This window comes from Enterobacter wuhouensis (assembly GCF_035835995.1).
In the GTDB taxonomy this organism is placed as follows: Bacteria; Pseudomonadota; Gammaproteobacteria; order Enterobacterales; family Enterobacteriaceae; genus Enterobacter; species Enterobacter wuhouensis.
Map to the genome: position 1 here is coordinate 4,273,663 of NZ_CP142124.1, position 25,777 is coordinate 4,299,439.

At 56.8% G+C, this 25,777-nt stretch carries 24 protein-coding genes; 8 read left to right on the top strand and 16 right to left on the bottom strand.

Annotated elements, in window-relative coordinates; all coding sequences use genetic code 11:
• The first annotated feature begins 142 nt into the window (after positions 1-142).
• Positions 143-4,603, top strand: a complete 4,461-nt coding sequence (gltB, locus tag VPX56_RS20360; protein WP_131635283.1) for a glutamate synthase large subunit — start codon at positions 143-145, stop codon at positions 4,601-4,603.
• Positions 4,604-4,612: 9 nt separating this feature from the next.
• Positions 4,613-6,031, top strand: a complete 1,419-nt coding sequence (locus tag VPX56_RS20365) for a glutamate synthase small subunit (RefSeq protein ID WP_119936799.1) — start codon at positions 4,613-4,615, stop codon at positions 6,029-6,031.
• 35 nt (positions 6,032-6,066) lie between these two features.
• Here the strand turns inward: VPX56_RS20365 and nanQ are convergent, their stop codons facing one another.
• The 10 genes from nanQ to zapE all read right to left on the bottom strand — a co-directional run bounded on the left by nanQ (position 6,067) and on the right by zapE (position 14,606).
• On the bottom strand, positions 6,067-6,534 hold the full coding sequence (nanQ, locus tag VPX56_RS20370) for an N-acetylneuraminate anomerase (RefSeq protein WP_326468607.1): 468 nt from the start codon (positions 6,532-6,534) through the stop codon (positions 6,067-6,069).
• Positions 6,531-7,391, bottom strand: a complete 861-nt coding sequence (gene nanK, locus VPX56_RS20375; protein WP_326468609.1) for an N-acetylmannosamine kinase — start codon at positions 7,389-7,391, stop codon at positions 6,531-6,533. The genes nanQ and nanK overlap by 4 nt, the downstream gene beginning before the upstream one ends.
• Positions 7,388-8,872 carry an MFS transporter gene (locus VPX56_RS20380; RefSeq protein ID WP_063442147.1) on the bottom strand — a complete coding sequence of 495 codons (1,485 nt, stop codon included), beginning with the start codon at positions 8,870-8,872 and terminating at the stop codon, positions 7,388-7,390. The genes nanK and VPX56_RS20380 overlap by 4 nt, the downstream gene beginning before the upstream one ends.
• Positions 8,873-8,943: 71 nt before the next feature.
• Entirely contained in the window at positions 8,944-9,837 is an 894-nt protein-coding gene (gene nanA, locus VPX56_RS20385) for an N-acetylneuraminate lyase (protein ID WP_063442146.1), read from the bottom strand.
• Positions 9,838-9,959: 122 nt separating this feature from the next.
• Positions 9,960-10,742 carry a transcriptional regulator NanR gene (nanR, locus tag VPX56_RS20390; RefSeq protein WP_063442144.1) on the bottom strand — a complete coding sequence of 261 codons (783 nt, stop codon included), beginning with the start codon at positions 10,740-10,742 and terminating at the stop codon, positions 9,960-9,962.
• Between the two features lie 102 nt (positions 10,743-10,844).
• Positions 10,845-11,342: a ClpXP protease specificity-enhancing factor gene (gene sspB, locus VPX56_RS20395; protein ID WP_263610400.1), complete on the bottom strand. Its 498-nt coding sequence runs from the start codon at positions 11,340-11,342 to the stop codon at positions 10,845-10,847.
• A gap of 5 nt (positions 11,343-11,347) precedes the next feature.
• Entirely contained in the window at positions 11,348-11,986 is a 639-nt protein-coding gene (sspA, locus tag VPX56_RS20400; RefSeq protein ID WP_003860438.1) for a stringent starvation protein SspA, read from the bottom strand.
• Between the two features lie 308 nt (positions 11,987-12,294).
• Positions 12,295-12,687 (bottom strand): 30S ribosomal protein S9, encoded by a 393-nt coding sequence (gene rpsI, locus VPX56_RS20405; RefSeq protein ID WP_003860436.1) that lies wholly within the window; start codon positions 12,685-12,687, stop codon positions 12,295-12,297.
• A 15-nt stretch (positions 12,688-12,702) separates the two neighbouring features.
• Complete coding sequence (gene rplM, locus VPX56_RS20410) at positions 12,703-13,131, bottom strand: 50S ribosomal protein L13 (RefSeq protein WP_131635278.1); 429 nt, start codon at positions 13,129-13,131, stop codon at positions 12,703-12,705.
• A 350-nt stretch (positions 13,132-13,481) separates the two neighbouring features.
• Positions 13,482-14,606, bottom strand: a complete 1,125-nt coding sequence (gene zapE, locus VPX56_RS20415; RefSeq protein WP_326468614.1) for a cell division protein ZapE — start codon at positions 14,604-14,606, stop codon at positions 13,482-13,484.
• A gap of 189 nt (positions 14,607-14,795) precedes the next feature.
• On the opposite strand from zapE, the gene zapG reads away from it, so the two are divergent.
• The 3 genes from zapG to degS all read left to right on the top strand — a co-directional run bounded on the left by zapG (position 14,796) and on the right by degS (position 17,893).
• Positions 14,796-15,194, top strand: coding sequence for a Z-ring associated protein ZapG (gene zapG, locus VPX56_RS20420; RefSeq protein WP_006178827.1), 399 nt, complete (start codon positions 14,796-14,798; stop codon positions 15,192-15,194).
• Positions 15,195-15,365: 171 nt separating this feature from the next.
• A complete protein-coding gene (gene degQ / locus VPX56_RS20425) occupies positions 15,366-16,733 on the top strand; it encodes a serine endoprotease DegQ (RefSeq protein ID WP_131635276.1) in 1,368 nt (455 codons plus the stop codon).
• Between the two features lie 92 nt (positions 16,734-16,825).
• Complete coding sequence (gene degS, locus VPX56_RS20430) at positions 16,826-17,893, top strand: outer membrane-stress sensor serine endopeptidase DegS (protein WP_131635275.1); 1,068 nt, start codon at positions 16,826-16,828, stop codon at positions 17,891-17,893.
• Positions 17,894-17,950: 57 nt separating this feature from the next.
• On the opposite strand, the gene mdh is transcribed toward degS, so the two are convergent.
• Positions 17,951-18,889, bottom strand: coding sequence for a malate dehydrogenase (gene mdh, locus VPX56_RS20435; protein WP_326468617.1), 939 nt, complete (start codon positions 18,887-18,889; stop codon positions 17,951-17,953).
• A 389-nt stretch (positions 18,890-19,278) separates the two neighbouring features.
• Here mdh and argR point away from each other — a divergent pair, with 389 nt between their 5' ends.
• From argR to yhcN (VPX56_RS20450), 3 genes are all read left to right on the top strand, one after another.
• A complete protein-coding gene (gene argR, locus VPX56_RS20440) occupies positions 19,279-19,749 on the top strand; it encodes a transcriptional regulator ArgR (RefSeq protein WP_003860428.1) in 471 nt (156 codons plus the stop codon).
• Positions 19,750-20,124: 375 nt separating this feature from the next.
• On the top strand, positions 20,125-20,388 hold the full coding sequence (yhcN, locus tag VPX56_RS20445) for a peroxide/acid stress response protein YhcN (protein ID WP_326468620.1): 264 nt from the start codon (positions 20,125-20,127) through the stop codon (positions 20,386-20,388).
• Positions 20,389-20,496: 108 nt separating this feature from the next.
• Positions 20,497-20,763: a peroxide/acid stress response protein YhcN gene (gene yhcN, locus VPX56_RS20450; RefSeq protein WP_131635272.1), complete on the top strand. Its 267-nt coding sequence runs from the start codon at positions 20,497-20,499 to the stop codon at positions 20,761-20,763.
• A gap of 61 nt (positions 20,764-20,824) precedes the next feature.
• On the opposite strand, the gene VPX56_RS20455 is transcribed toward yhcN (VPX56_RS20450), so the two are convergent.
• From VPX56_RS20455 to aaeX, 5 genes are all read right to left on the bottom strand, one after another.
• Positions 20,825-21,097, bottom strand: a complete 273-nt coding sequence (locus VPX56_RS20455) for a barstar family protein (protein ID WP_326468625.1) — start codon at positions 21,095-21,097, stop codon at positions 20,825-20,827.
• An 18-nt stretch (positions 21,098-21,115) separates the two neighbouring features.
• Positions 21,116-22,570 carry an NAD-dependent succinate-semialdehyde dehydrogenase gene (locus VPX56_RS20460; RefSeq protein WP_263610395.1) on the bottom strand — a complete coding sequence of 485 codons (1,455 nt, stop codon included), beginning with the start codon at positions 22,568-22,570 and terminating at the stop codon, positions 21,116-21,118.
• 88 nt (positions 22,571-22,658) lie between these two features.
• Entirely contained in the window at positions 22,659-24,626 is a 1,968-nt protein-coding gene (gene aaeB / locus VPX56_RS20465) for a p-hydroxybenzoic acid efflux pump subunit AaeB (RefSeq protein WP_131635269.1), read from the bottom strand.
• 5 nt (positions 24,627-24,631) lie between these two features.
• The gene (gene aaeA / locus VPX56_RS20470) at positions 24,632-25,564 is read right to left on the bottom strand and encodes a p-hydroxybenzoic acid efflux pump subunit AaeA (protein ID WP_131635268.1); all 933 of its coding nucleotides are present in this window, start codon (positions 25,562-25,564) and stop codon (positions 24,632-24,634) included.
• Positions 25,565-25,571: 7 nt separating this feature from the next.
• Entirely contained in the window at positions 25,572-25,775 is a 204-nt protein-coding gene (gene aaeX / locus VPX56_RS20475; RefSeq protein WP_003860416.1) for a p-hydroxybenzoic acid efflux pump operon protein AaeX, read from the bottom strand.
• Between the last annotated feature and the right edge of the window lie 2 nt (positions 25,776-25,777).

Genomic DNA, 25,777 nt, shown 5'->3' on the forward strand with positions numbered 1-25,777 from the left:
TTACCTGCGCGAAAAGGATATTAAGAGGGCGAATGCGAGGTCCGCGTATGAAACGCAAACCCCGTCGCCATGCTCTTTCTGTGCCTGTGCGCCACGGTAAAGTTCAGTGGGAAGCCCGACGAGCCTGGGGAGGTTCACTGATATGTTGTACGATAAATCCCTTGAGAAGGATAACTGTGGTTTCGGCCTGATCGCCCACATAGAAGGCGAACCTAGCCACAAGGTAGTGCGTACCGCTATTCACGCACTGGCCCGTATGCAGCACCGTGGTGCCATCCTTGCCGATGGTAAAACCGGCGACGGTTGCGGCCTGCTGCTGCAAAAACCGGATCGTTTCTTCCGCATCGTGGCGGAAGAGCGCGGCTGGCGTTTAGCCAAAAACTACGCTGTCGGCATGCTGTTCCTGAATCAGGACACTGAAAAGGCTGCCGCCTCACGCCGCATCGTCGAAGAAGAACTTCAGCGTGAAACCCTGTCTATTGTCGGCTGGCGCGATGTGCCAACCAACGAAGGGGTGCTCGGTGAAATCGCCCTCTCCTCGCTGCCTCGCATTGAACAGATTTTCGTCAACGCGCCTGCGGGCTGGCGTCCACGCGATATGGAACGCCGCCTGTTTATCGCCCGCCGCCGCATTGAAAAACGTCTCCAGGAGGATAAAGAGTTCTACGTCTGTAGCCTCTCGAACCTGGTAAACATCTATAAAGGTCTGTGTATGCCGGCTGACCTGCCGCGCTTCTACCTGGACCTGGCGGACCTGCGTCTGGAATCGGCCATTTGCCTGTTCCACCAGCGCTTCTCCACCAACACCGTTCCACGCTGGCCGCTGGCACAGCCGTTCCGCTATCTGGCGCACAACGGCGAGATCAACACCATCACCGGTAACCGCCAGTGGGCCCGCGCCCGTACCTATAAGTTCCAGACGCCGCTGATCCCTGATCTGCACGATGCCGCACCGTTCGTGAACGAAACCGGCTCTGACTCCAGCTCAATGGACAACATGCTGGAGTTGCTGCTGGCGGGCGGGATGGACATCGTGCGCGCCATGCGCCTGCTCGTGCCGCCGGCCTGGCAGAACAACCCGGATATGGACCCCGAGCTGCGTTCGTTCTTCGACTTTAACTCCATGCACATGGAGCCGTGGGACGGCCCGGCGGGCATCGTGATGTCCGACGGTCGCTTCGCTGCCTGTAACCTGGACCGTAACGGCCTGCGTCCCGCACGCTACGTCATCACCAAAGACAAGCTCATCACCTGCGCTTCTGAGGTCGGGATCTGGGATTACCAGCCTGACGAAGTGGTCGAGAAGGGCCGCGTCGGTCCGGGCGAGCTGATGGTTATCGACACCCGCGGCGGCCGCATCCTGCACTCCGCCGAGACCGATCACGATCTGAAAAGCCGCCATCCGTACAAAGAGTGGATGGAGAAAAACGTCCGCCGCCTGGTGCCGTTCGAGGACCTGCCGGACGAAGAAGTGGGCAGCCGCGAAATGGACGACGACACCCTCGCGAGCTTCCAGAAACAGTTTAACTACAGTGCGGAAGAGCTGGACTCTGTTATCCGCGTGCTCGGCGAAAACGGCCAGGAAGCGGTCGGCTCTATGGGTGACGATACCCCGTTTGCCGTGCTCTCCAGCCAGCCGCGCATTATTTACGACTACTTCCGCCAGCAGTTTGCGCAGGTGACCAACCCGCCGATCGACCCGCTGCGTGAAGCGCACGTAATGTCGCTGGCGACCAGCATCGGCCGCGAGATGAACGTCTTCTGCGAGGCCGAAGGTCAGGCGCACCGTCTGACCTTCAAATCGCCGATCCTGCTGTACTCCGATTTCAAGCAGCTCACCACCATGAAAGAGGAGCACTACCGCGCCGACACGCTCGATATTACCTTCGACGTGACCGAAGCGACCCTCGAAGAGACGGTGAATGCGCTGTGTGACAAAGCCGAACAGATGGTGCGTAACGGCACCGTGCTGCTGGTGCTGTCTGACCGTAACATCGCGAAAAACCGCGTGCCGGTGCCTGCGCCAATGGCGGTAGGTGCAATCCAGACGCGTCTGGTCGACAAGAGCCTGCGCTGCGACGCCAACATCATTGTAGAAACCGCGAGCGCCCGCGATCCGCACCACTTTGCGGTGCTGTTAGGCTTCGGTGCGACGGCGATCTACCCGTACCTGGCCTATGAAACGCTGGCCCGTCTGGTGGATACCCGCGCCATCGACAAAGCCTACCGCGCGGTGATGCTGAACTACCGTAACGGCATCAACAAAGGCCTGTATAAGATCATGTCCAAAATGGGCATCTCGACCATTGCCTCCTACCGCTGCTCGAAGCTATTTGAAGCGGTCGGCCTGCATGACGATGTCGCCAACCTCTGCTTCCAGGGCGTGATCAGCCGCATCGGCGGCGCCGGTTTTGCTGACTTCCAGCAGGATCTGGTGAACCTGTCAAAACGCGCCTGGCTGGCACGTAAGCCGCTGGATCAGGGCGGTCTGCTGAAATACGTTCACGGTGGCGAATACCACGCCTACAACCCGGACGTGGTGCGCACGCTGCAGCAGGCGGTTCAGAGCGGCGAATACGGCGATTATCAGCAGTACGCTGAGCTGGTGAACAACCGTCCGGCGGCGACGCTGCGCGACCTTATCGCCCTGAACCCGGGTGACGAAGCCGTCAGCATTGACGACGTAGAGCCTGCAACCGAGCTGTTCAAACGCTTTGATACCGCGGCGATGTCCATCGGCGCGCTGAGCCCGGAAGCCCACGAGGCGCTGGCGGAAGCCATGAACAGCATCGGCGGCAACTCCAACTCCGGCGAAGGCGGTGAAGACCCTGCGCGTTACGGCACCAACAAGGTCTCCCGCATCAAGCAGGTGGCATCCGGTCGCTTTGGCGTAACGCCTGCGTATCTGGTCAACGCCGACGTGATTCAGATTAAAGTCGCTCAGGGTGCGAAACCGGGCGAAGGCGGTCAGCTGCCGGGTGATAAAGTTACCCCGTACATCGCCAAACTGCGCTACTCGGTGCCGGGCGTGACGCTGATCTCCCCGCCGCCGCACCACGATATCTACTCTATCGAGGACTTAGCGCAGCTGATTTTCGACCTGAAGCAGGTCAACCCGAAGGCGATGATCTCCGTGAAGCTGGTTTCCGAACCGGGCGTCGGCACCATCGCTACCGGCGTGGCGAAAGCCTATGCGGACCTCATCACCATCGCCGGCTACGACGGCGGTACCGGCGCAAGCCCGCTCTCCTCCGTAAAATACGCGGGCTGCCCGTGGGAGCTTGGGCTGGTGGAAACCCAGCAGGCGCTGGTGGCTAACGGTCTGCGTCACAAGATCCGCCTGCAGGTGGACGGTGGCCTGAAAACCGGCCTCGACATCATCAAAGCGGCGATCCTCGGCGCGGAAAGCTTCGGCTTCGGTACCGGCCCGATGGTTGCACTCGGCTGTAAATACCTGCGTATTTGCCACCTGAACAACTGCGCAACCGGCGTTGCAACCCAGGACGAGAAGCTGCGTAAGAACCACTATCACGGCCTGCCGTTCAAAGTGACCAACTACTTTGACTTCATCGCCCGCGAAACCCGCGAGCTGATGGCGCAGCTGGGCGTGAAGCGCCTGGTAGACCTGATTGGCCGTACCGACCTGCTGAAAGAGCTGGAAGGGTTTACCGCTAAGCAGCAGAAGCTGGATCTGGGCAAGCTGCTGGAAACCGCGCAGCCGCACCCTGGCAAAGCGGTCTACTGCACCGAGAAGAACCCGCCGTTCGACAACGGCGTGCTGAACGCGCAGCTGCTTCAGCAGGCGAAGCCGTACGTAGACGACAAGCAGAGCAAAACGTTCTGGTTTGATATCCGCAACACCGACCGCTCCGTGGGCGCGTCGCTCTCCGGCTACATCGCGCAAACGCACGGTGACCAGGGGCTGGCTGCCGACCCGATTACCGCGCACTTCAGCGGGACGGCGGGCCAGAGCTTCGGCGTGTGGAACGCAGGCGGCGTTGAGCTGTACCTGACCGGCGATGCCAACGACTACGTCGGGAAAGGCATGGCGGGCGGTCTGCTGGCGGTGCGTCCTCCGGTTGGCTCCGCCTTCCGCAGCCACGAAGCGAGCATCATCGGTAACACCTGCCTGTACGGCGCGACCGGCGGTCGCCTGTTCGCAGCAGGCCGTGCGGGCGAGCGTTTTGCGGTGCGTAACTCTGGTGCTATCACCGTGGTGGAAGGCATTGGCGATAACGGCTGTGAATACATGACGGGCGGGATTGTTTGCGTAATGGGTAAAACCGGCGTGAACTTCGGCGCGGGCATGACGGGCGGTTTTGCGTACGTCCTGGACGAAGACGGTGAGTTCCGCAAGCGCGTGAACCCGGAGCTGGTGGAAGTGCTGGACGTTGATACGCTGGCTATCCACGAAGAACACCTGCGCGGTTTGATTACCGAACACGTGCAGCATACCGGTTCTTCGCGCGGCGAAGAGATCCTGGCGAACTGGCCGGCGTTCTCTGCGAAATTCGCGCTGGTTAAGCCGAAGTCCAGCGATGTTAAAGCCCTGTTGGGTCACCGTAGTCGTAGCGCAGCAGAGCTGCGCGTGCAGGCGCAGTAAGGAATTCAGATGAGCCAGAACGTATACCAGTTTATCGACCTGCAGCGTGTTGATCCGCCAAAGAAACCGCTGAAGATCCGCAAAATTGAATTTGTTGAAATCTACGAGCCGTTTTCAGAAGGCCAGGCCAAAGCGCAGGCAGACCGCTGCCTGTCCTGCGGTAACCCTTACTGCGAATGGAAATGTCCGGTACATAACTACATCCCGAACTGGCTGAAGCTGGCCAACGAAGGGCGTATTTTTGAAGCGGCCGAGCTTTCTCACCAGACCAACACCCTGCCGGAAGTGTGCGGCCGCGTGTGTCCTCAGGACCGTCTGTGCGAAGGCTCCTGTACGCTGAACGATGAGTTCGGTGCGGTGACCATCGGCAACATCGAGCGCTATATTAACGATAAAGCGTTCGAGATGGGCTGGCGTCCGGATATGACCGGCGTGCGTCAAACCGACAAGCGCGTGGCCATCATCGGCGCGGGACCGGCGGGCCTGGCCTGTGCGGACGTGCTGACCCGCAACGGCGTGAAGGCGGTGGTCTTTGACCGTCATCCGGAAATCGGCGGCCTGCTGACCTTCGGTATCCCGGCCTTCAAGCTGGAAAAAGAGGTCATGACCCGTCGCCGTGAAATCTTCACCGGCATGGGCATCGAGTTCAAACTGAACGTGGAAGTGGGCCGCGACGTGCAGCTCGACGATCTGCTGAAAGATTACGATGCCGTGTTCCTGGGCGTGGGCACCTATCAGTCCATGCGCGGCGGCCTGGAGAACGAAGACGCGCCCGGCGTGTTTGACGCTCTGCCGTTCCTGATTGCCAACACCAAGCAGATTATGGGCTACGGCGAAACCGCCGAAGAGCCGTTCGTCAGCATGGAAGGCAAGCGCGTGGTGGTGCTGGGCGGCGGTGATACCGCGATGGACTGCGTGCGTACCTCTATTCGCCAGAACGCGGCCCACGTCATCTGCGCCTACCGTCGCGATGAAGAGAACATGCCGGGCTCTAAGCGCGAGGTGAAAAACGCGCGTGAAGAGGGCGTGGAGTTCCAGTTCAACATTCAGCCTCTGGGCGTGGAAGTGAATGCTAACGGTAAAGTGAGCGGCGTGAAGATGGCGCGCACGGAGATGGGCGCGCCGGATGCGAAGGGCCGTCGTCGCGCGGAAATCGTGGCAGGCTCTGAACACGTGATCCCTGCCGATGCCGTGGTGATGGCGTTCGGTTTCCGTCCTCACAGCATGGAGTGGCTGGCGAAGCACAGCGTCGAGCTGGATTCGCAGGGCCGCGTGATTGCGCCAGAAGGCAGCGATAACGCTTTCCAGACCAGCAACCCGAAAATCTTCGCCGGTGGCGATATCGTTCGCGGTTCCGACCTGGTGGTGACGGCGATTGCCGAAGGGCGTAAAGCGGCTGACGGTATTCTTAACTACCTGGAAGTGTAAAAGATCGAGCCGGATGGAAAACCATCCGGCTTTTTTTATGCGCTTAGCAGGCTGGCGCGAACCTTCACCACGGCCTTTTTAATCTCTCCCGCCGAGTCGGTGATACACCCTGGCTTATGCGGTTCCCCCGGCATAAACACCACGAACATCCCCGGTCTTAACGCTACCGACTGCTCCCCTTCGATGCGGCTGCAAAGCTGATAATCCTCGGCGCTATGCATTTCCTCGCACCCGCGCGCGGACTCCGCCACGCCAAACAGAACCCGCTCTTCACCGGCTAACAGGAGCTGGATATCAATATACTCCGCGTGCAGCTCTGCCTTTTTCAGCTCCGGAGCTTGTGTAGAAAACTGCATAACATTCATAAAGATATCATCACCCTGCAGTGCGTAGTGGCCCGGCGCTTTCTCCTGCGGCCGGGCGGCAACCGCCAGCGTGAGAGCATTCACCAGTGCGGCGGGCAGGCCCGACGATGCCAGTGACTGCAGCTCTCCCATCATCATAACGCGTCTCCTGTAGCTAACAGCGCCGCGCCCAATAGCCCGGCGTCGTGACGATAATGCGCCGCCCGAAGGGGCACCTGATACACGTCTGGCTCCTGCGATAAACAGGCTTTCACCAGGGGTAGATACCCCTCCGCCAGCCCCACGCTGCCGCCGACCACGACAACCTGACAGTCGGTAACGGCTTTCACGTCGGCGATCAGTCGCGCCAGCGCGTGTGCCGAACTTGCCACCAGCCCGCGGGCCTGCGGCGTATCCCGGCTGAATATCGCCTTCGCATCCAGCCCTGCCAGTTCGCCCTGCGCCTGAGCGGCAATGCCCCGGCCTGAGGCAATGGCTTCAACGCATCCTCGTCGTCCACAGCCACAAAGCGGCCCGGCGGGATCGGCCAGCGTATGCCCAAGATGCCCGGCCAGCCCGCCGCTGCCCGTCTGAAGTTTTCCATTGAGTACAACGCCGCCGCCCACGCCGGTTGAAACCGTCAGGAACACCATATCGTCCCTCTCGGGCAAGGCGCAAAACTCTGCCCATGCGGCGGCCTGCGCGTCGTTAACCGCCGTGACCGGTAATTGCGTGGCGGCTTCCAGAAAGGCGACCAGCGGAAAGTGCTCCAGGCCGCCCAGGTTGGCCGGATTGATGGAGGTGAGCACGCCGTTATGAATAATCCCTGTCGATGCCACCGCCACGCGCCCGGCGTGCTTAACCAGGGGTAAAACCAGGGCACGTAGCGCCTCCTCAAGCGCGCCCGGCGTCCGGCTGCCGGGGGTCGGGCACGCCCTGCGCATCGACATAACGTCCCCTTCAACCAGGGCGGCAGCGAGCTTCGTGCCGCCAATATCGATTGCCAGCGTCGTCATTTCATCACCTGCTCGCGTTTGACCGCGCCCGCAGGAAAGGCTCCGCTCAGCGGTTTACCGTCGATGGCGTCGTGAGTACGCAGCGCTTCCGGCCTGATCCAGCGCTGAACGCGGGACGGCATATCGAGGCCGATCAACAGGATCACGACAAACGTCAGGCCAAAGGAGAGCGATCCCAGCGCGGTTCCCAGCTCCATCCGCTGGGACAGCAGAGCGCCGATCACCGGTGCAAGCGCCCCGCCCAGCGCGCCGACGTTATAGGTAAATCCAAGCCCGGCCGCCCGCTGGTCGGTATCGAAATAGCCGCCGATGAGCTTAGGTAAGATCCCGGAAATGCCCTGACCCAGCATCTGCTGGAAAAAGAGCAGCAGCCCGAGCACCCAGATATTCGCGCCGCCGATCGCAAATACCGGAATTATGAGCAGCTGCGAGGCCAGCAGGCTGCAGACGTACGCTTTACGCGTGCCCAGCCAGTCGCCAAGAAAACCGCCTACGCAGCAGCCCACCGCCGCGCCAAATCCGCTGAAGAACAGCACGCGAGCCACCGTAGCCGGATCGTAGGCCAGCTCCGTTTTCAAATAGGTTGGCAGCAGCGCCTGAATCGGCCACGAATAGAGAAAGGCAAACAGCACCACAACCATCAGCGTTACGCCAGTGGGCCAGCGTTTGCCGCTGCTTTGCACCATAAAGCTGATAAAAACGACGGCGCACAGCAGCCCCAGAATAACCACCATCCCAACGTTGTTTAGCTCTCCGGCAAAGCAGAGCCACAGCGCCGCACCGGCAAACAGCGTCATGGCAATATTGATGACGCGGTACTTACCGCGATACAGAATATCGACCATCGTGCGCACCGGCGCTTTGCCAGCGTGCTTCGCCTTCCAGTCCTCGGCTTCCGGGATGTTTTTGCGCAGCCACAGGGCAAAAACGATAGGCAAGATGCCGATAAAGAACAGCGCGCGCCAGCCCCAGACGGGGACCACGAGGCTGTAGACCTGCGCGGCGATGACGGCCCCCACGGAGAAACCGGAAATCAAAAAGCCGCTCGCCTTGTTGCGCAGCTGCTTTGGCCAGCTTTCGATTACGTAGGTTGCGCTGGAGCCGTATTCGCCCGCCATCCCCATGCCGATCACCATTCTGGCGATAAACATGGTGACGTAGCCCGGCGCAAACCCGCAGGCCAGGGTGCCGCAGGAGAAAAGAACAATGCTGGTAATCATCGCCAGCTTGCGGCCATAGCGATCGCCCATCGCTCCCAGCAGCAGGCCACCGAACCAGCGTGAGATAAAGGCCGCCGAAATCAGGCTCGCAGCTTCCACCGTCGTCAGGCCGAACTCGCTTTTCACTTCCGTCAGAACTAAGGCAATCAGTACAAAATCGAAGCCATCAAGCAAATATCCCAGCCAGGCAGCGGAGAATGCGCGCCACTGCGGGCGGCTAAGATGGCGGTACCACGGGATGCTTTGGGTAGATATACTCATTTCACTCTCCCGACGATTTCTCTGTCGTTTTGCCGGACGGCGGCTGTGCCTTGTCCGGCCTACGTAATGCGTTAGCGTTTTTCCGCCATGAGCTGCTCTGCCAGGGCTTTAAGCGCGGGCACGAATTTTTCGTCCACGGGTGAAAACGGCTTGCGGCACAGCGGTACGGAGACCACGTCCATATAGTGCAGCACCGTTTTCAGACCACGGAAGACGCCGGCGCCGATCAGCAGGTCGATAACCTTGTTGCACTCGCCTTGCAGGCGCTGCGCGGTGGCGTTATCCCCTTCCCGAACCGCTTTAGCGATCGCCTGATAGCGCCAGCCCATAATGTTGTACGTACTGCCGATCCCTCCGTCAGCGCCTGCCAGCAGTCCGGAGGCGAAGATCTCGTCGTAGCCGTTGTAGAGCACCAGATCCGGATGCGCGCGGCGGATCTGCTCCATCTGGAAGAGATCGCCAGAGGTTTGCTTCAGTGCGCCGACGCCCGGCAGCGTCACCAGCGTGTTGATCTGCTCCAGCGTTAACTTAACGCCGCTCAGCGCAGGAATGTTGTAGACCACCATCGGCAAACCATCAGCGGAGTCAATAATTGCACGATAGTGGTCGCAGTGTTCTTCAAAGCTGAAGGGATAGTAGAACGGTGTGACGGCGGACACGGCGTCAAACCCAAAGCGGGCGGCGGCAGTTGCCAGCTGCTGGCTTTCTGCGGTGCTGACGCAGCCAACATGGGCAATGAGGGTAATTTTCCCCTTCGCCTCATCCGCCACGATCTCCATTACCTGCTCGCGTTCTGAAAGGCTTTGCACAAAAGCCTCTCCCGTTGAGCCACCCACATAAAGCCCGTCGATGCCTTGCTCAATATTGAACTGCACCAGACGGCGCAGGCTCTCTTTATCGAGCATTTGCTGCTGAGTAAACGGGGTCAGGAGTGCGGCCATTACGCCGCGTAATTGCGTTGCCATAGTTACCTCAATCAATCGTGTGTTTGTTATAGCGATATACCTTTATACCTGTTATACCAGATCAATTAAGCAGCAGTGGAATACAGAACGCTTATATTGCGATCTGCTTCACTAAAGGATCGTTATTTTTTGGCTTTTGAATGTTGGCCGAAAGCGTGCCAGGTGGCAGAAACGCTGTTGAGGTGGGTCTGGAGCGCGCGATCGGCCTCATCCGGATCGCGGCGGCGGATCGCATCGACGATCGCAATATGCTGGCGATAGCTGACTTCATTATGCTTATACAGCTCGGCATCCGGCACTTTTGGACGCGCGGCGATCAGCCAGTCGAGCAGCGCAACGTGGATCGCGTTGAAGATTGGATTGCCGGGGATCTCCGCCAGCACGCGGTGGAAATCGACGTCGGATCGAATAAACAGGGCATTATCATCCAGAGACTGGCTGTTGATCTCCAGCGCTTTTGTCAGCTGAGCGATTTGATCGTCAGTGGCAAACTCAGCCGCAAACCGAACGAGGCTGGATTCAAAGAACAGGCGTAGCTGCTCAAAATGGGCAATGCCGCCGGGCTGGGTCAGGAAATCTTTCGCCATGCCTGAAAGTTCGCTGATGATGGTATCGGCTGAAGGCATGGAGACGCGGGCACGTTCACCGTTGTTGATCTGCACCAGCCCTTTGCGCTTTAGCGCCGCCAGCGCCTCACGCACCGAAGGGCGGCCCACGTTGAAAAACTCCATTAGCTCGCGTTCGGAGGGCAGTTGTTCTCCCTGGGCGAACTCCTTGCGGCGGATCATCTGCTCCAGCTCTTCCTCCACCATATCGGACAGCTTTTTGCGCGTCAGCGGACGACGATGCAGGCTGCGGCCAATAGTTTCATCAGAGTTTTCAGCTTTAAGATCGGTCGGTTTCATTGCAGTCCGGTGCCATAGAAGGAAAACGGCTCATCATAACACAGGAAATTAGAGGGGGCGAAAAGGGGCAGAAAGCAAAACAGGCCCTGAGGGCCTGTTTGATTATTTCACTACGCGCAGCGCCGGACGGCCACCGCGCGGAGGCGGATCGTCATCAGGGTCATTGTCGTCGTGATGATCCGGTTTATCACCGTCGATCAGAGACATCACGGTGTCGCTTTCGCGTTCATCGGATGCGTCGTCATCGTTCAGGCTGGCAACGTCTTCGTCATACGCCGCTTCCGGCTCGAACATGGTGCCAGCACCGTTTTCACGTGCGTAGATCGCCAGCACCGCAGCCAGTGGAACCGAAACCTGACGCGGCACGCCGCCGAAGCGCGCGTTAAAGCGCACTTCGTCATTGGCCAGCTCCAGATTACCCACCGCGCGCGGTGCAATGTTCAGCACGATCTGTCCGTCACGTGCGTATTCCATAGGAACCTGCACGTCCGGCAACGTCACATCCACAACCAGGTGCGGCGTGAGCTGGTTATCCAGCAGCCATTCATAGAAGGCGCGCAGCAGATACGGACGGCGTGGAGAAAGTTGTGACATTTCCACAGTTATTAGCCTCGGCCAAGACGCATTTCACGTTCTGGCTCAGTCAGAGATGCCAGGAAAGAATCGCGTTCAAATACGCGAGTCATGTAGCCCTTCAGCTCTTTTGCGCCCGGGCCGCTGAACTCAACGCCCAGCGTAGGCAGACGCCACAGCAGCGGTGCCAGGTAGCAATCCACCAGGCTGAACTCGTCGCTCAGGAAGAATGGCTTCTGACCAAACACAGGGGCAATTGCCAGCAGCTCTTCACGCAGCTGTTTACGTGCGGCATCGGCTTCAGAGGAGGAACCGTTGACGATAACGTTCATCAGCGAGTACCAGTCTTTTTCGATGCGCTGCATGTACAGGCGGCTTTCGCCACGCGCAACCGGGTAAACAGGCATCAGCGGCGGATGCGGGAAACGCTCATCCAGGTATTCCATAATGATGCGGGATTCCCACAGGGTCAGCTCGCGATCCACCAGCGTCGGTACGCTCTGGCTCGGGTTGAGATCGATCAGATCCTGAGGTGGGTTATCCTTTTCCACATGCTCGATCTCAAAACTGACACCCTTCTCGGCCAGCACGATACGAACCTGATGGCTATAAATGTCAGTAGGACCAGAAAACAGCGTCATTACCGAACGTTTGTTGGCAGCGACAGCCATGAAAACCTCCAGGTATATTCAGAATTTTACTGCTACCGGCCCAACAGGGGCCAGCCAGATGAAATATCGCCCATCCCAGAGAAGACACATTGTTCAAGAATCGAACAAAAATCGAGTATTCACCGATATTTGGGCAGAAAATTGGATGATAGTTTACCAGATTTTGATGGCTTTGTGGTGAGGGGATTCTGGAAATGTGGAAAAAGAGAAGATAGATGAATGGATTTTGTGGATAACCTGCGCATTATCCATAAAAAAACCCGCCGAAGCGGGTTTTTCGCCAATCGTTCTGCGTAAGCAGAAAGTGATTAACGTTTGGAGAACTGTGGACGACGACGTGCTTTACGCAGACCCACTTTCTTACGTTCAACCTGACGCGCGTCACGAGTAACGAAGCCAGCTTTACGCAGTTCAGAACGCAGGGATTCGTCGTACTCCATCAGAGCGCGGGTGATACCGTGACGGATCGCACCTGCCTGACCGGAGATACCACCACCTTTAACGGTGATGTACAGATCCAGTTTTTCTACCATATCAACCAGTTCCAGCGGCTGGCGAACTACCATGCGGGCAGTTTCACGACCGAAGTACTGTTCCAGAGAACGTTGGTTGATTACGATTTTACCACTGCCCGGTTTGATGAACACGCGAGCTGCGGAACTTTTGCGGCGACCAGTGCCGTAGTATTGATTTTCAGCCATTGCCTATAATCCCGATTAGATGTCAAGAACTTGCGGTTGCTGTGCCGCGTGGTTGTGCTCGTTACCTGCGTAAACTTTCAGTTTACGGAACATAGCACGACCCAGCGGGCCTTTTGGCAGCATGCCTTTAACCGCGATTTCAATCACACGCTCAGGACGGCGAGCAATCATCTCTTCAAAGGTCGCTTCTTTGATACCACCGATGTGGCCGGTGTGATGGTAGTACATTTTGTCTTCGCGCTTGTTGCCGGTTACAGCAACTTTTTCTGCGTTCAGAACGATGATGTAGTCACCAGTATCAACGTGCGGAGTGTATTCCGCTTTGTGCTTACCGCGCAGGCGACGAGCCAGTTCGGAAGCCAGACGGCCCAGAGTTTTACCGGTCGCGTCAACAACATACCAGTCGCGTTGTACGGTTTCTGGTTTAGCTGTAAAAGTTTTCATTAAAAGCTTACCCAAATAAATAAGTTACACGTTGGTGAACACCCAAACGTTTAGTCAGTTGAGGCTCACACGACAAAGTCCGGCAAACCTACCCCTTCGAATAGCAAATGCCGACACATAGAAAGTTTTGGGAAAAAAACCTTCTCGTAACGTGGGGTCGCAAGATTATAGAGAAGTTGAGGTCAAAGATCGACCCTTAAATGTGATTTGGAATGGGTTTTTCGGAGGTGGGAGACTGTGCGGTCTGGTGCCCTCACCCCCAGCCCCTCTCCCACGAGAAGAGGGTGGCGTTAGTTAAGGCCTGATCCCCTCATCCCGAGCCCCTCTCCCACGAGAAGAGGGGGCATTTATTACGGCATATGCTCGCGCTTGAGGTAGTCCTCGCTTTGCATCTCCTGCAGGCGCGACAGGCAGCGCTGGAACTCAAACTTGAGTCGCTCCCCCCGATACACCTCATATAAAGGAACTTCTGCGCTGACCACCAGCTTAACGTGGCGTTCGTAGAATTCATCCACCAGCGCAATGAAGCGCCGCGCCTCGCTCTCCATCAGCGGCGTCATGACAGGAACATCCAGCAGCATCACGGTGTGGAACAGGCGCGAGAGCGCAATATAATCATGCTGGCTGCGGGCATCTACGCAGAGCGTGGCAAAAGAGACGGCCAGGGTTTGATTTTCTACGCCCAGCGTTTGCAGCGGACGGTGGTTAATCTCCAGCGCCGGGGCGTTATCACGTTTTGCCCCTGCCAGCGCAAGCCACAGCGTATCCATCTGAGCGGTAGTTTCAGCGTTCAACGGCGAAAGCCACAGGTGGGCCTGGGTCAGCGTGCGCAGACGGTAATCCACACCCGCATCAACGTTCATCACGTCACAGTGCTGTTTAATGGCATCAATAGCGGGCAGGAATCGCGCGCGCTGCAGACCGTTGCGATACAGATCGTCCGGCGGAATATTTGACGTCGCCACCAGGGTAATGCCGCGCGCAAACAGCGCTTTCATCAGCCCGCCCAGCAGCATGGCGTCTGTAATATCGGAGACAAAAAATTCGTCAAAGCAAAGCACGTCCGTTTCGGCCTTAAAGCGGTCGGCCACGATCTCCAGCGGATCGCTTTTACCCTGCAATGCCGTCAGCTCTTCGTGCACTCGCAGCATAAAGCGGTGAAAGTGCAGACGCTGCTTACGCGTACCGGGCAGGCTCTGATAGAACATGTCCATCAGCCAGGTTTTACCGCGCCCAACGCCGCCCCACATATATAAGCCGCGAACAGGTGGCGTCTTCTGCGGCTCTTTTTTACCGAGGAAGCGACCAAACGCGGCCTTCAGCCCCCCGCCCTGCACGGTTTCTGCGGGCTGGGCCGTGAGCGACTGGTAAATCGATTCCAGACGATTTACCGCTTCACGCTGAACGTCATCCGGCTGGTGTGAACCCTCTTTCAGGGCGTGTTGGTATCGCGATGCGGGGGACAGGCTTTGCATAATCTTGTTGTTATTCCTTCAATTAAACCTCACCAGCAGGCGTGACTGATGAAAAAAAGGCCGTTCTACACTACGCGATGATACGTCAGGATTCCACTTCTGCAGAAATAGCGGTTATAGTGGCAATATCAGGCACAGGCAGGAGCCGAGCCAACACCCTACGGAACAACAAGACAACGGGAGAAGTTCATGACCTGGGAATATGCGCTAATCGGTTTAGTCGTCGGCATCATCATTGGTGCTGTGGCGATGCGTTTCGGTAATCGCAAATTGCGTCAGCAGCAGTCTCTGCAGTACGAACTGGAAAAGAACAAAGCCGAGCTGGAAGAGTACCGCGAAGAGCTGGTCAGCCACTTTGCCCGTAGCGCCGAGCTGCTGGACAATATGGCGACAGACTATCGTCAGCTGTACCAACATATGGCGAAAAGCTCCAGCAGCCTGCTGCCGGAAATGACGGCGGAAACCAACCCGTTCCGCAACCGTCTGGCGGACTCAGAAGCCGGTAACGATCAGGCCCCTGTTCAGATGCCTCGCGACTATTCTGACGGCGCGTCAGGCCTGCTGCGCGGTGGTGCAAAACGCGATTAATCGCACAACCTGAATTTATTTTACGGGCGCAGCGACTGCGCCCGTCCTTTCTTTCCGTCCCCAGCTATTATTTAGTCAAACACCTCATTGTTCAGCGGTTTAAAATTCAATAACATCAGGATGTTTTTGGGGCCGTTCTTCTTTCATTCCAGGATACGAGAGTCAGCATCAATGAAGAAAAAAAACCAGCTGTTGAGCGCGTTAGCGTTAAGTGTCGGGTTATCTCTCTCGGCATCCTACCCTGCGGGTGCGGCTTTGCCGTCACAGGTACCCGGACAAGCCGCCATTCCGAGCCTGGCGCCGATGCTGGAAAAAGTGTTGCCCGCCGTGGTCAGCGTCCAGGTGGAAGGCACGGCGCGACAAAGCCAGCGCGTCCCTGAAGAACTGAAAAAATATTTTGGTGATGACGCTCCCGACCAGCAGGCGCAGCCTTTTGAAGGGCTCGGTTCAGGGGTCATCATTGATGCGGCTAAAGGCTACATCCTGACCAATAACCACGTGATCAGCCAGGCGGATAAAATTAGCGTCCAGCTGAATGACGGGCGTGAATTCGATGCCAGGCTGATCGGCGGTGACGACCAGAGCGACATTGCGCTGCTGCAGGTGCAAAACCCGAGCAACCTGACGCAAATTGCCATTGCGGACTCCGACAAGCTGCGCGTCGGCGACTTTGCCGTTGCCGTCGGTAACCCGTTCGGCCTCGGCCAGACCGCCACCTCAGGCATTGTCTCCGCGCTGGGGCGCAGTGGACTGAATCTGGAAGGGCTGGAAAACTTTATTCAGACCGATGCCTCTATTAACCGCGGTAACTCCGGCGGTGCGCTGCTTAATCTCAACGGTGAACTGATCGGCATTAACACGGCGATCCTTGCCCCGAGCGGCGGCAGCGTCGGAATTGGCTTTGCCATTCCCAGCAATATGGCCAAAACGCTGTCTCAGCAGCTCATCCAGTTTGGTGAAGTCAAACGCGGGCTGCTGGGGATTAAAGGGATGGAGATGAGCGCGGATATCGCCAAGGCGTTCAACATCAATGTGCAGCGCGGGGCGTTTATCAGTGAAGTGCTGCCCAATTCCGGATCGGCGAAAGCTGGCGTGAAATCCGGTGATGTCATCGTCAGCCTTAACGGCAAGCCGCTGAGCAGCTTCGCCGAACTGCGCTCCCGTATTGCCACCACGGAACCGGGTGCCAAAGTGAAGCTGGGCCTGATTCGCGACGGCAAGCCGCTGGATGTTGAGGTCACGCTGGACAAGAGCACCTCTTCCTCTGCCAGCGCGGAGCTTATCGCTCCGACCCTGCAGGGGGCGACGCTGAGCGACGGCCAGCTTAAAGACGGCACCAAGGGGATTACCGTTGATACCGTCGAGAAGAGCAGCCCTGCCGCGCAGGCGGGCTTGCACCAGGATGACGTTATCATCGGCGTGAACCGCAATCGCGTGCAGTCTATCGCGGAGATGCGCAAGGTGCTGGAAGGTAAACCGACGGTCATTGCCCTGCAGATTATGCGCGGCAACGACTCTATCTATATTTTATTACGCTAGGCATTTGCGACGCCGGGCATCGCCGCTGCGTGTGATGTCCGGATAACTCATGTTATGCTGCAAACCGTTCCTTTATTAACGACACGCGCATCATGCTTTTAAAGCTCTTTCGTTCTATTGCTATCGGTTTGATTGTTGCTGGCCTGCTGTTAGTGGCTATGCCCTCTTTACGCCAGTTCAACAAGCTGACTGCCCCTCAGTTTGACAGCACGGATGAAACGCCGGCCACCTATAACCAGGCCGTCCGCCGTGCGGCGCCTGCCGTGGTTAACGTCTATAACCGCGGTCTTAATAGTTCGAGTCATAATCAGCTGGAGATCCGCACGCTCGGCTCCGGGGTGATTATGGACGAGCGCGGCTACATCATTACGAACAAACACGTGATTAACGATGCCGACCAGATTATCGTCGCGCTGCAGGACGGTCGCGTGTTTGAGGCCCTGCTGGTCGGCTCCGATAGCCTGACCGACCTGGCCGTGCTGAAAATCAACGCCACCGGCGGTCTGCCGACTATCCCGATTAACCGCAAGCGTACGCCGCACATTGGCGACGTGGTGCTGGCGATCGGTAACCCGTATAACCTCGGTCAGACCATCACCCAGGGCATTATCAGCGCCACCGGTCGAATTGGCCTGAACCCGTCAGGGCGGCAGAACTTCCTGCAGACCGATGCGTCTATCAACCACGGCAACTCAGGCGGCGCGCTGGTGAACTCGCTAGGCGAACTGATGGGTATCAATACCCTCTCCTTCGATAAAAGCAACGACGGCGAGACGCCGGAAGGTATCGGCTTTGCGATCCCGTTCCAGCTGGCGACGAAGATTATGGATAAGCTGATCCGCGATGGCCGCGTCATCCGCGGTTATATCGGCATTGGCGGGCGTGAGATTGCGCCGATGCACACGCAGGGCGGCGGTATCGATCAGATTCAGGGGATCGTGGTTAACGAAGTCTCCCCGGGCGGCCCGGCGGCCAACGCGGGTATTCAGGTCAACGATGTCATCGTATCGGTGAACGGCACGCCTGCGGTATCGGCGCTCGAGACCATGGACCAGGTGGCAGAAATACGCCCAGGCTCAATTATCCCGGTCGAAGTTATGCGTAACGATAAAAAGCTGACGATTCAGGTGACGATCCAGGAGTACCCGGCGACCAACTGACGGCCATAAAAAAACGGAGCAATAAGCTCCGTTTTTTTATACCGGGGAAAGTGCGTTTTACTTGTTAACGAACTCTTCGCCCAGGGTGATATCTTTCTTCAGCGTATCCAGCATGCCTTCCATCGCGTTTTGTTCAAACGCGCTCAGCGTACCGATAGACTTACGTTCTTCAATACCGTTTTTACCCAGCAGCAGCGGCTGAGAGAAGAAGCGGGCGTGTTCGCCGTCGCCTTCGACATAAGCGCATTCAACAACGTCTTTCTCGCCCTGCAGCGCTCGAACGAGAGACAGGCCGAAACGTGCCGCCGCCTGGCCCATAGACAGCGTTGCAGAACCGCCACCGGCCTTCGCTTCCACCACTTCGGTGCCCGCGTTCTGGATGCGTTTGGTCAGGTCAGCCACTTCCTGCTCGGTGAAGCTCACGCCCGGGATCTGCGACAGCAGAGGCAGGATCGTCACGCCTGAGTGACCACCGATAACCGGCACTTCAACCTCAGTTGGCTGTTTGCCTTTCAGCTCAGCAACGAAGGTGTTGGAACGGATGATATCCAGCGTGGTGACGCCGAACAGTTTGTTTTTATCGTAAACGCCCGCTTTCTTCAGCACTTCTGCCGCGATAGCTACGGTGGTGTTCACCGGGTTAGTGATAATGCCGATGCAGGCTTTCGGGCAGATTTCTGCAATCTGCTGCACCAGGTTCTTCACGATACCCGCGTTGACGTTGAACAGGTCTGAACGATCCATGCCAGGCTTACGTGCAACACCTGCGGAGATCAGCACCACGTCTGCACCCTGCAGCGCAGGACGCGCGTCTTCACCGGAGAAGCCTTTGATTTTCACAGCTGTCGGGATGTGGCTCAGATCAACCGCCACACCTGGGGTAACCGGGGCAATATCGTACAGGGAGAGTTCTGAGCCTGAAGGCAGTTGGGTTTTCAGTAGTAGGGCAAGCGCCTGGCCGATACCACCAGCAGCGCCGAGGACTGCGACTTTCATCCTAAACTCCTTATTATGGTTAACTTAATTATCTTCAACTCCGTTGCGGCGACCATAATTCAGCAGGTAAATAATTACAATTTTCGTAGCTAAATAATTAGAGGTCACACGCTTTTCACCCTCGTAAACGTTCAGTCGGGGGTGACGAATCAAGAGGTGGTTACAATACACCCTGCCCAGCCACCAAAACAACATCATTTTGATAACATTTAATTTACTTTTAAGCTTATTTGCGCGGCGTGACTCAGGCATGTTTTCCGATAACGAATTCTGATAAAATCACTCCCTTTCATAACATTATTTCAGACTACCGCTCGGTAGATAATTTGCATAAAAATTCATCCACATGCATAATAATGTTGTTTCTATCGTCATATTCCGGGTGACTTATGCGAAGCTCGTCTAAGCAAGAAGAATTAGTGAAGGCGTTTAAGGCGCTGCTCAAAGAAGAGAAATTCAGTTCTCAGGGAGAAATTGTTCAGGCGCTGCAGGAACAAGGCTTCGATAACATCAACCAGTCGAAAGTCTCCCGCATGTTAACCAAATTTGGCGCGGTGCGTACGCGTAACGCCAAAATGGAGATGGTCTATTGCCTGCCTGCTGAACTTGGCGTGCCGACCACCTCCAGCCCGCTGAAAAACCTGGTGCTGGATATCGACTATAACGATGCCGTGGTGGTGATCCACACGAGCCCTGGTGCTGCGCAGCTGATCGCGCGCCTGCTGGACTCATTAGGTAAAGCGGAAGGCATTCTGGGTACCATCGCCGGCGATGACACCATCTTTACAACCCCTGCGAATGGTTTCTCCGTGAAAGATCTCTACGAAGCGATTCTGGTCCTGTTCGAACAGGAACTGTAATCCTCTCCCCCCGTGGCGCAGCTGCGGGGGTTGTTCTGCTCCCGCCAGGTTTTCCCCTGCTTTCTCCCCTTCTGACTTTAACAAATAGTGCTTTTTACCATCCATTAACATTCATTTGATGAATGCCAAATCAACAAATCGCACAAAAAATCAAATTATCATATCCATATGATTTAATTAGATATACAGCAACATTATGTCGAAAAAACGTCCACTTTTATGCATTTTTGTTATAAAAATTACCGCCGTTAACACGTAATTACCTGTGAAACAATTAGTCTGGTATTAATTTTTAGCGTGATTAGTGTATACTTGATTTTGTGATGAGGGTCACGAAACAAGACCCCACTAAAAAATTCGACGAGGTAAAGAATCATGAATATCAAAACGACTGTAGCGGCGCTGAGCGTCCTGTCTGTCCTGTCATTCGGTGCGTTTGCGGCTGACTCTATTAACGCGGATCAGGCGCAATCCCGCCAGGCAATCGGCACGGTTTCTGTCGGCGCGGTGAGCACCTCTCCGATGGACATGCATGAAATGCTGAACAAAAAAGCGGAAGAACAGGGTGCATCATCTTATCGCATCATCGAAGCGCGTTCCGGCGACCACTGGCATGCAACCGCTGAGCTGTACAAATAAGTTTTAGTAATACCAGAAGACCTAATTATCCACTCAACGGCACCAGGCATAAAAATAGCAGTTCAACCCTTCTCGCCGTTGAGAACACCCTTTTCAGGAGCAAAGACTATGAAAACCAAATTAATCATCGCAACCCTCGGCCTGGCATCCGTTCTTTCTTTCGGCGCGAGCGCAGCCGTACAACAGGTAAATGCCGACCAGGCACAGAATCTGCAGTCTATGGGTAGTGTATCCGTAACGTCCGTTACCGGCGCTCCGATGGATATCCGTCAGGAACTGGCAGCAAAAGCTGAAAAAGCGGGCGCAAGCAGCTATCGCGTTACCGAGCTGAATCAGGGCGATCACTGGCACGCAACCGCTGAGCTGTATAAATAAACCCTCGTCGTATCTCATCATACGACTTGCCCCTGGCCTCCCGGTCAGGGGCTTTTTTTTACTAATGCCGGGCGTTAAAACGCAGCTGACCTTCCAGCTCTTCTTCCGCTTCATCAAATAATAAAACCAGCGCGCCGAAGCGCCTGCGCAGCTTGTCGGGCAGATGGATAAACTCTATCTCCAGCGGTAACGGTAACTGATTGCCGGTGACCACGTCCCATAGCGTATCCAGATTGGTAACGCTTTCCCGCTCAAGGTTGAACATGCGGACAAATTCACGATAGAACGCTTCCTGACTGTCGATTTCATCAAAATCAAAGGTATAGATTTTCATTGCCAGCCGCCCTGTCCATTACAGCCCTCCAATGTGAAGGGTTTTGACTTCCAGAAACTCGTCCAGACCCAATACCGAACCCTCACGGCCCAGCCCGGACTCTTTCACACCGCCAAACGGCCCCAATTCCGTAGAAACCGCGCACTCGTTAATGCCGATCATGCCGCTCTCAATTGCCTGTGAGACGCGGAAAACGCGAGATAAATTCTGGGTGTAGAAATAGGCCGCCAGCCCGAAAGGCGTATTGTTAGCCCGCTGGATAACTTCATCTTCCGAGGTGAAACGGAAGCAGGCCGCGACCGGGCCAAACGTCTCTTCTTCTGCCAGCTTCATGCCCTCATGGCAATCGCCGAGCACGGTTGGCATCCAGAAATTTCCGCCAAGATCGTGTGGCTTACCGCCGGCCAGCACCGTCGCGCCTTTAGCCACGGCATCTTCAACATGCTCGCGGACTTTATCGACGGCAGCGGACTCGATCAGCGGACCCACCACCACGCCCTCTTCCACGCCATTCCCCACCTTCAGCGCCTTCACCGCATCGGCAAGCTGATTCACAAACTTATCGTAAACGGTTTCCTGGATATAGAAGCGGTTAACGCTGACGCAGACCTGCCCGGCGTTACGGAATTTGTTGGCGATTGCCCCTTTCACCGCGGCATCAATGTCCGCATCTTCAAAGACGATATACGGGGCATTTCCTCCCAGCTCCATCGAGACTTTTTTCATCGTTTCTGCGGCGTTACGCACCAGCGTTTTGCCTACCGAGGTTGATCCGGTAAAGGAGATCTTGCGCACGTCGTGGCTCGCCATAATGGCGTCGCTGATTTCATGCGTATTGCCCGCCACGGCGTTGAGCACGCCATCCGGTACGCCAGCCTGTTTAGCCAGCGTAAGCAGCGCAAAGGCGCTGAGCGGCGTGTTGTTGGCAGGTTTAATCACCCCCGTACACCCTGCGGCAAGCGCCGGGCCTAATTTACGGGTGAGCATGGCCATCGGGAAGTTCCACGGCGTGATCGCCGCCACCACGCCGACGGGTTCGCGGGTCGCGAGAATGCGGGAGCCGGGTTTAATGGGGGGAATAATTTCACCATTGGCGCGCTTGGCCTGCTCGGCAAACCATTGAATAAAGCTGGCAGCGTACTCGACTTCGCCTTCCGCTTCCTTCAGGGGCTTGCCCTGTTCGGTGGTCATTAACCTGCCAAGCCAGCTTTTATTCTCAATAATCAGTTCATACCAGCGATAGAGGATCGTCGAACGCTCTTTGGCGGTTTTGGCACGCCATGCCGGGAAGGCTTTAGCCGCCGCGGCAATCGCTTCTTCGGTTTCCGCTTTACCCGCTTTTGCCACTTTCGCAACAACCTCACCGGTTGCCGGATTCAGCACGTCAAAGGTGGTATCCAGCGTTTTCCATAAGCCATTAACCAGATAGCCGGTCTGAAAAAGGATGTTGTCCTGAAGAGCCTGGGTTGTCATGTGTCCTCCCTTTCTGAATGTAAGAGCATGCAGAACTAAGTATAGCCACAAAAAAACCGACGCTTTTGGCGTCGGTTTTTTACCATCATCAGTTATCCGTCAGGGCGTTCTGGTAGCGGTGCAGCATAAACACCAGCCGCTCTACCGGCTCTGTCACCTGAGGCGGCGCTTCCCAGACCTTGAGCTTCTCCTGATAGATATCCAGCTCTTCCAGCAGCTGCGTGAAGTAGCGGCGGCGTTTGTCATCGCTGGAGGCGGAGATCACATGATCAGCGGTGCGCCGCAGCTGGCGGTGATACGCAGAGAGATCGTCGTTGATCGGCACTGGCGCGTTTCGCAGACGCTGGTGCGCAATGATCATCGTTAACGCCAGACGAAATTTTGCGATGTCGCCGGGGAATTTGTTCAACAGTAAAAACAGCTGCTGATACAGCGCGGGAAGATGGTTCTCCCTGCGGCGTGCGGCGTTGGTGGTCAGCGACGATACGGCAGCCGACACAAACTGATTCAACAGCACGCGTCCGGTCCGCGCCTGAGAGTTATCGCGAACCAGCAGGATCACCATCATCGCCAGGAAACAGCCCACCAGCTGCCCTAACGCGCTGTCGAGGAACTGGCTGAAGTGAAACGTCATCGGGTTATCCAGAACGAGAATATTGATGGTGCTCGCCAGGGCGCCCAGCGATCCCAGACGGCGTTTTTGCACTTCGATACCAATAAAGAACGCCATGACCGCCAGGCTAATGCAGAGCAGCAGCATGCTCTGCTGGGTCGAAGGCAGAACCACCAGGAAATAGAAGGCCCCGAGCGGAAGTGCGGCTATTGTCCCGTACAGGAAGTCGACGGCGACCATGCGCGGATTCGGCAAACGCATCGCCAGCGCGGTCACAACGGCAATCATCACCATTGCGCCGCTGCCGGACGTCCAGCCGGTCCACAGCCAGAACAGCGTGCCGAGCATACAGGCCAGCGTGGTGCGCCAGAAGTTAACCATGGCATGGTGACGCTCGGCGGATTCCGCCTTGATCACCACCTCGCCCTGCAGCACCTCTTCTTCTGCGGCGCTGATTTTAGTATTGCCGATCACGCCGCGTTTCAGCAGCAGATAGCGCGTCGCAGCGCCAACCCAGGTATAAATCGTTACCGGCGTGTCGCGCTCCCCCGTCCAGGCGATAACCCGGCGCAGGCGTTTAAGCTGCCTGTGTACGTCCTGCACCGTTTCAACCGGCTCATCGAACAGCTCGCGGAAGGTGTCGGTCACCGCTTCAGGACGGGTGTTTTGAATCAAGTAGGTTTCACACGCCTGGGTGATCAGCGTTAGCGAAACGGTGTTGATGGCCTTCAGGCGGCGGTTCGCGCGGGACCAGCGCGAAGACTCCATGTTCAGGTTGCTGCGCATGCCTTCCAGCGCCTGGGCGCGACGCACCAGGCCGCTCCAGGCCTTGTCGACCTCTTCGCTGTCACCGTGCTTAATGCAAAGCTGCATCAGCTGGTACTGCGCAACAATGAACGCGTCCAGCTCACGGTCCACCTCCTGTTTGATAGATCTCGGCGAGAAAAGCAGGTCAGCGACGATAGCGCAGACGATACCAATCACGATCTCGCTGCAGCGCTCTACGGCAAACTGCGGGGCAAGCAGCGGTTCGGACTGAATGGTGATGACAATAATCAGCGCGGTATAGCCAGCCAGACCCCAGGCGTAGGAGTTTTCAACTTTCACCAGGGAAGAAACCCAGGTGCAGAAGCCCGCCCAGATACAGCACACCATCAGCATCAGCAGCGGCGTGCGGATCATCAGGATAATAATGGTGAGCGCCGCAATACAGCCGATAAACGTCCCGACAATGCGCAGCATCCCGCGGTAGCGGATTGCGCCAGAGTAGGGTTCACCGCCTGCCGCAAAGGCGGGGCCTGCTGCAACAATCGCGGCCGTCAGCACCGCCCAGCGGGGCGTTTCCAGCTGGAAGTGAAAGCCGATAAACAGCGCCAGCACGATGGCGCACGCCAGCTTCACGGCGAAGCGGAGATGCTGGCTGGCGATGGAGAAAATACCCATGGCGATTAACCAAACTCGCGCAGGCGATGGGCCATTTTACGGAAGAAAGAGTCCTGGCTTGAATCGCGGTCTTTCTCGCCGGTGATCACCACGGTCGCCGTGGTGCCCGCAGGCCAGAGGTTGCCCTGCTGCTCATCAAGGTGAATACGTACCGGCACGCGCTGGGCCAGACGCACCCACTCTAGGTTGGAATCGACGGTCGCCATGCCTTTGGAATCATTGCTGCTGCTGGAGTTGGTTACGCCAGCGGCGACGCTATCAACCGTGCCTTTAATAACGCGATTGCTGCCCAGCGGCGTGATTTCAGCGCGATAGCCAGGACGCACGCCTTCCAGCTTGGTCTCTTCCATATAGGCGAGCACGTAGAAGGAGTTCTGTTTGACAAGCGCCACGGCGGTAGAGCCACGGGTGATAAATTCCCCGGTATAGACGTTGAGGTTGGTCACCCAGCCGTCGGACGGCGCGCGAATCACCGTACGCTCCAGATCGAGCTTCGCCAGATCCCGCGTCGCTTCGGCTTTTGCAAGCTGGTGCAGAACGGTTTGCAGCACGTTGTTAGACTGGTCAATTTCTTCGCGAGACATCGCCTGCACGCCTAGCTGGTTACGACGTCCAGCTTCACGACGCTTCTCGGCAGCCAGCGCCTGGTAATAGGCCACGTCCGCCTCAGCTTCTTCTAACGCTTTTTGATAGCGAGGCTGGTCGATGGTGAACAGCACCTGATCTTTTTTCACCAGCTGGTTATCGTGAACGTTAACCGCGGTGATAAGCCCGGCGACGTCGGGCGCTATCGCCACGACATCCGCGCTGAACCGCGCATCGCGCGTCCAGGGGGATTCAGTGTAATAAACCCAGGCGCGGAAAATAGCAATGAACGCCAGGACGACCAGCGCCATCGTAATGGCAGTGCGGGAGATTTTTCTTGTTAGCGTTTTCACATCAACCTCAGACAAACATGCGCGATATCAGGTAAAACAGGCAGCAATACAGCGCGGTATTGAACAATGCAGGATGCCAGACGAAATCGTAGATCCCGGTAGGGACCAGCACCTTGCGCACCAGCCAAAAAATCGCCAGTGATAAAAGAAGCTCGAAGAATATCGGTGGGAACGACAGACCGAACACCACGATAACGGGAAACAGACTCATGT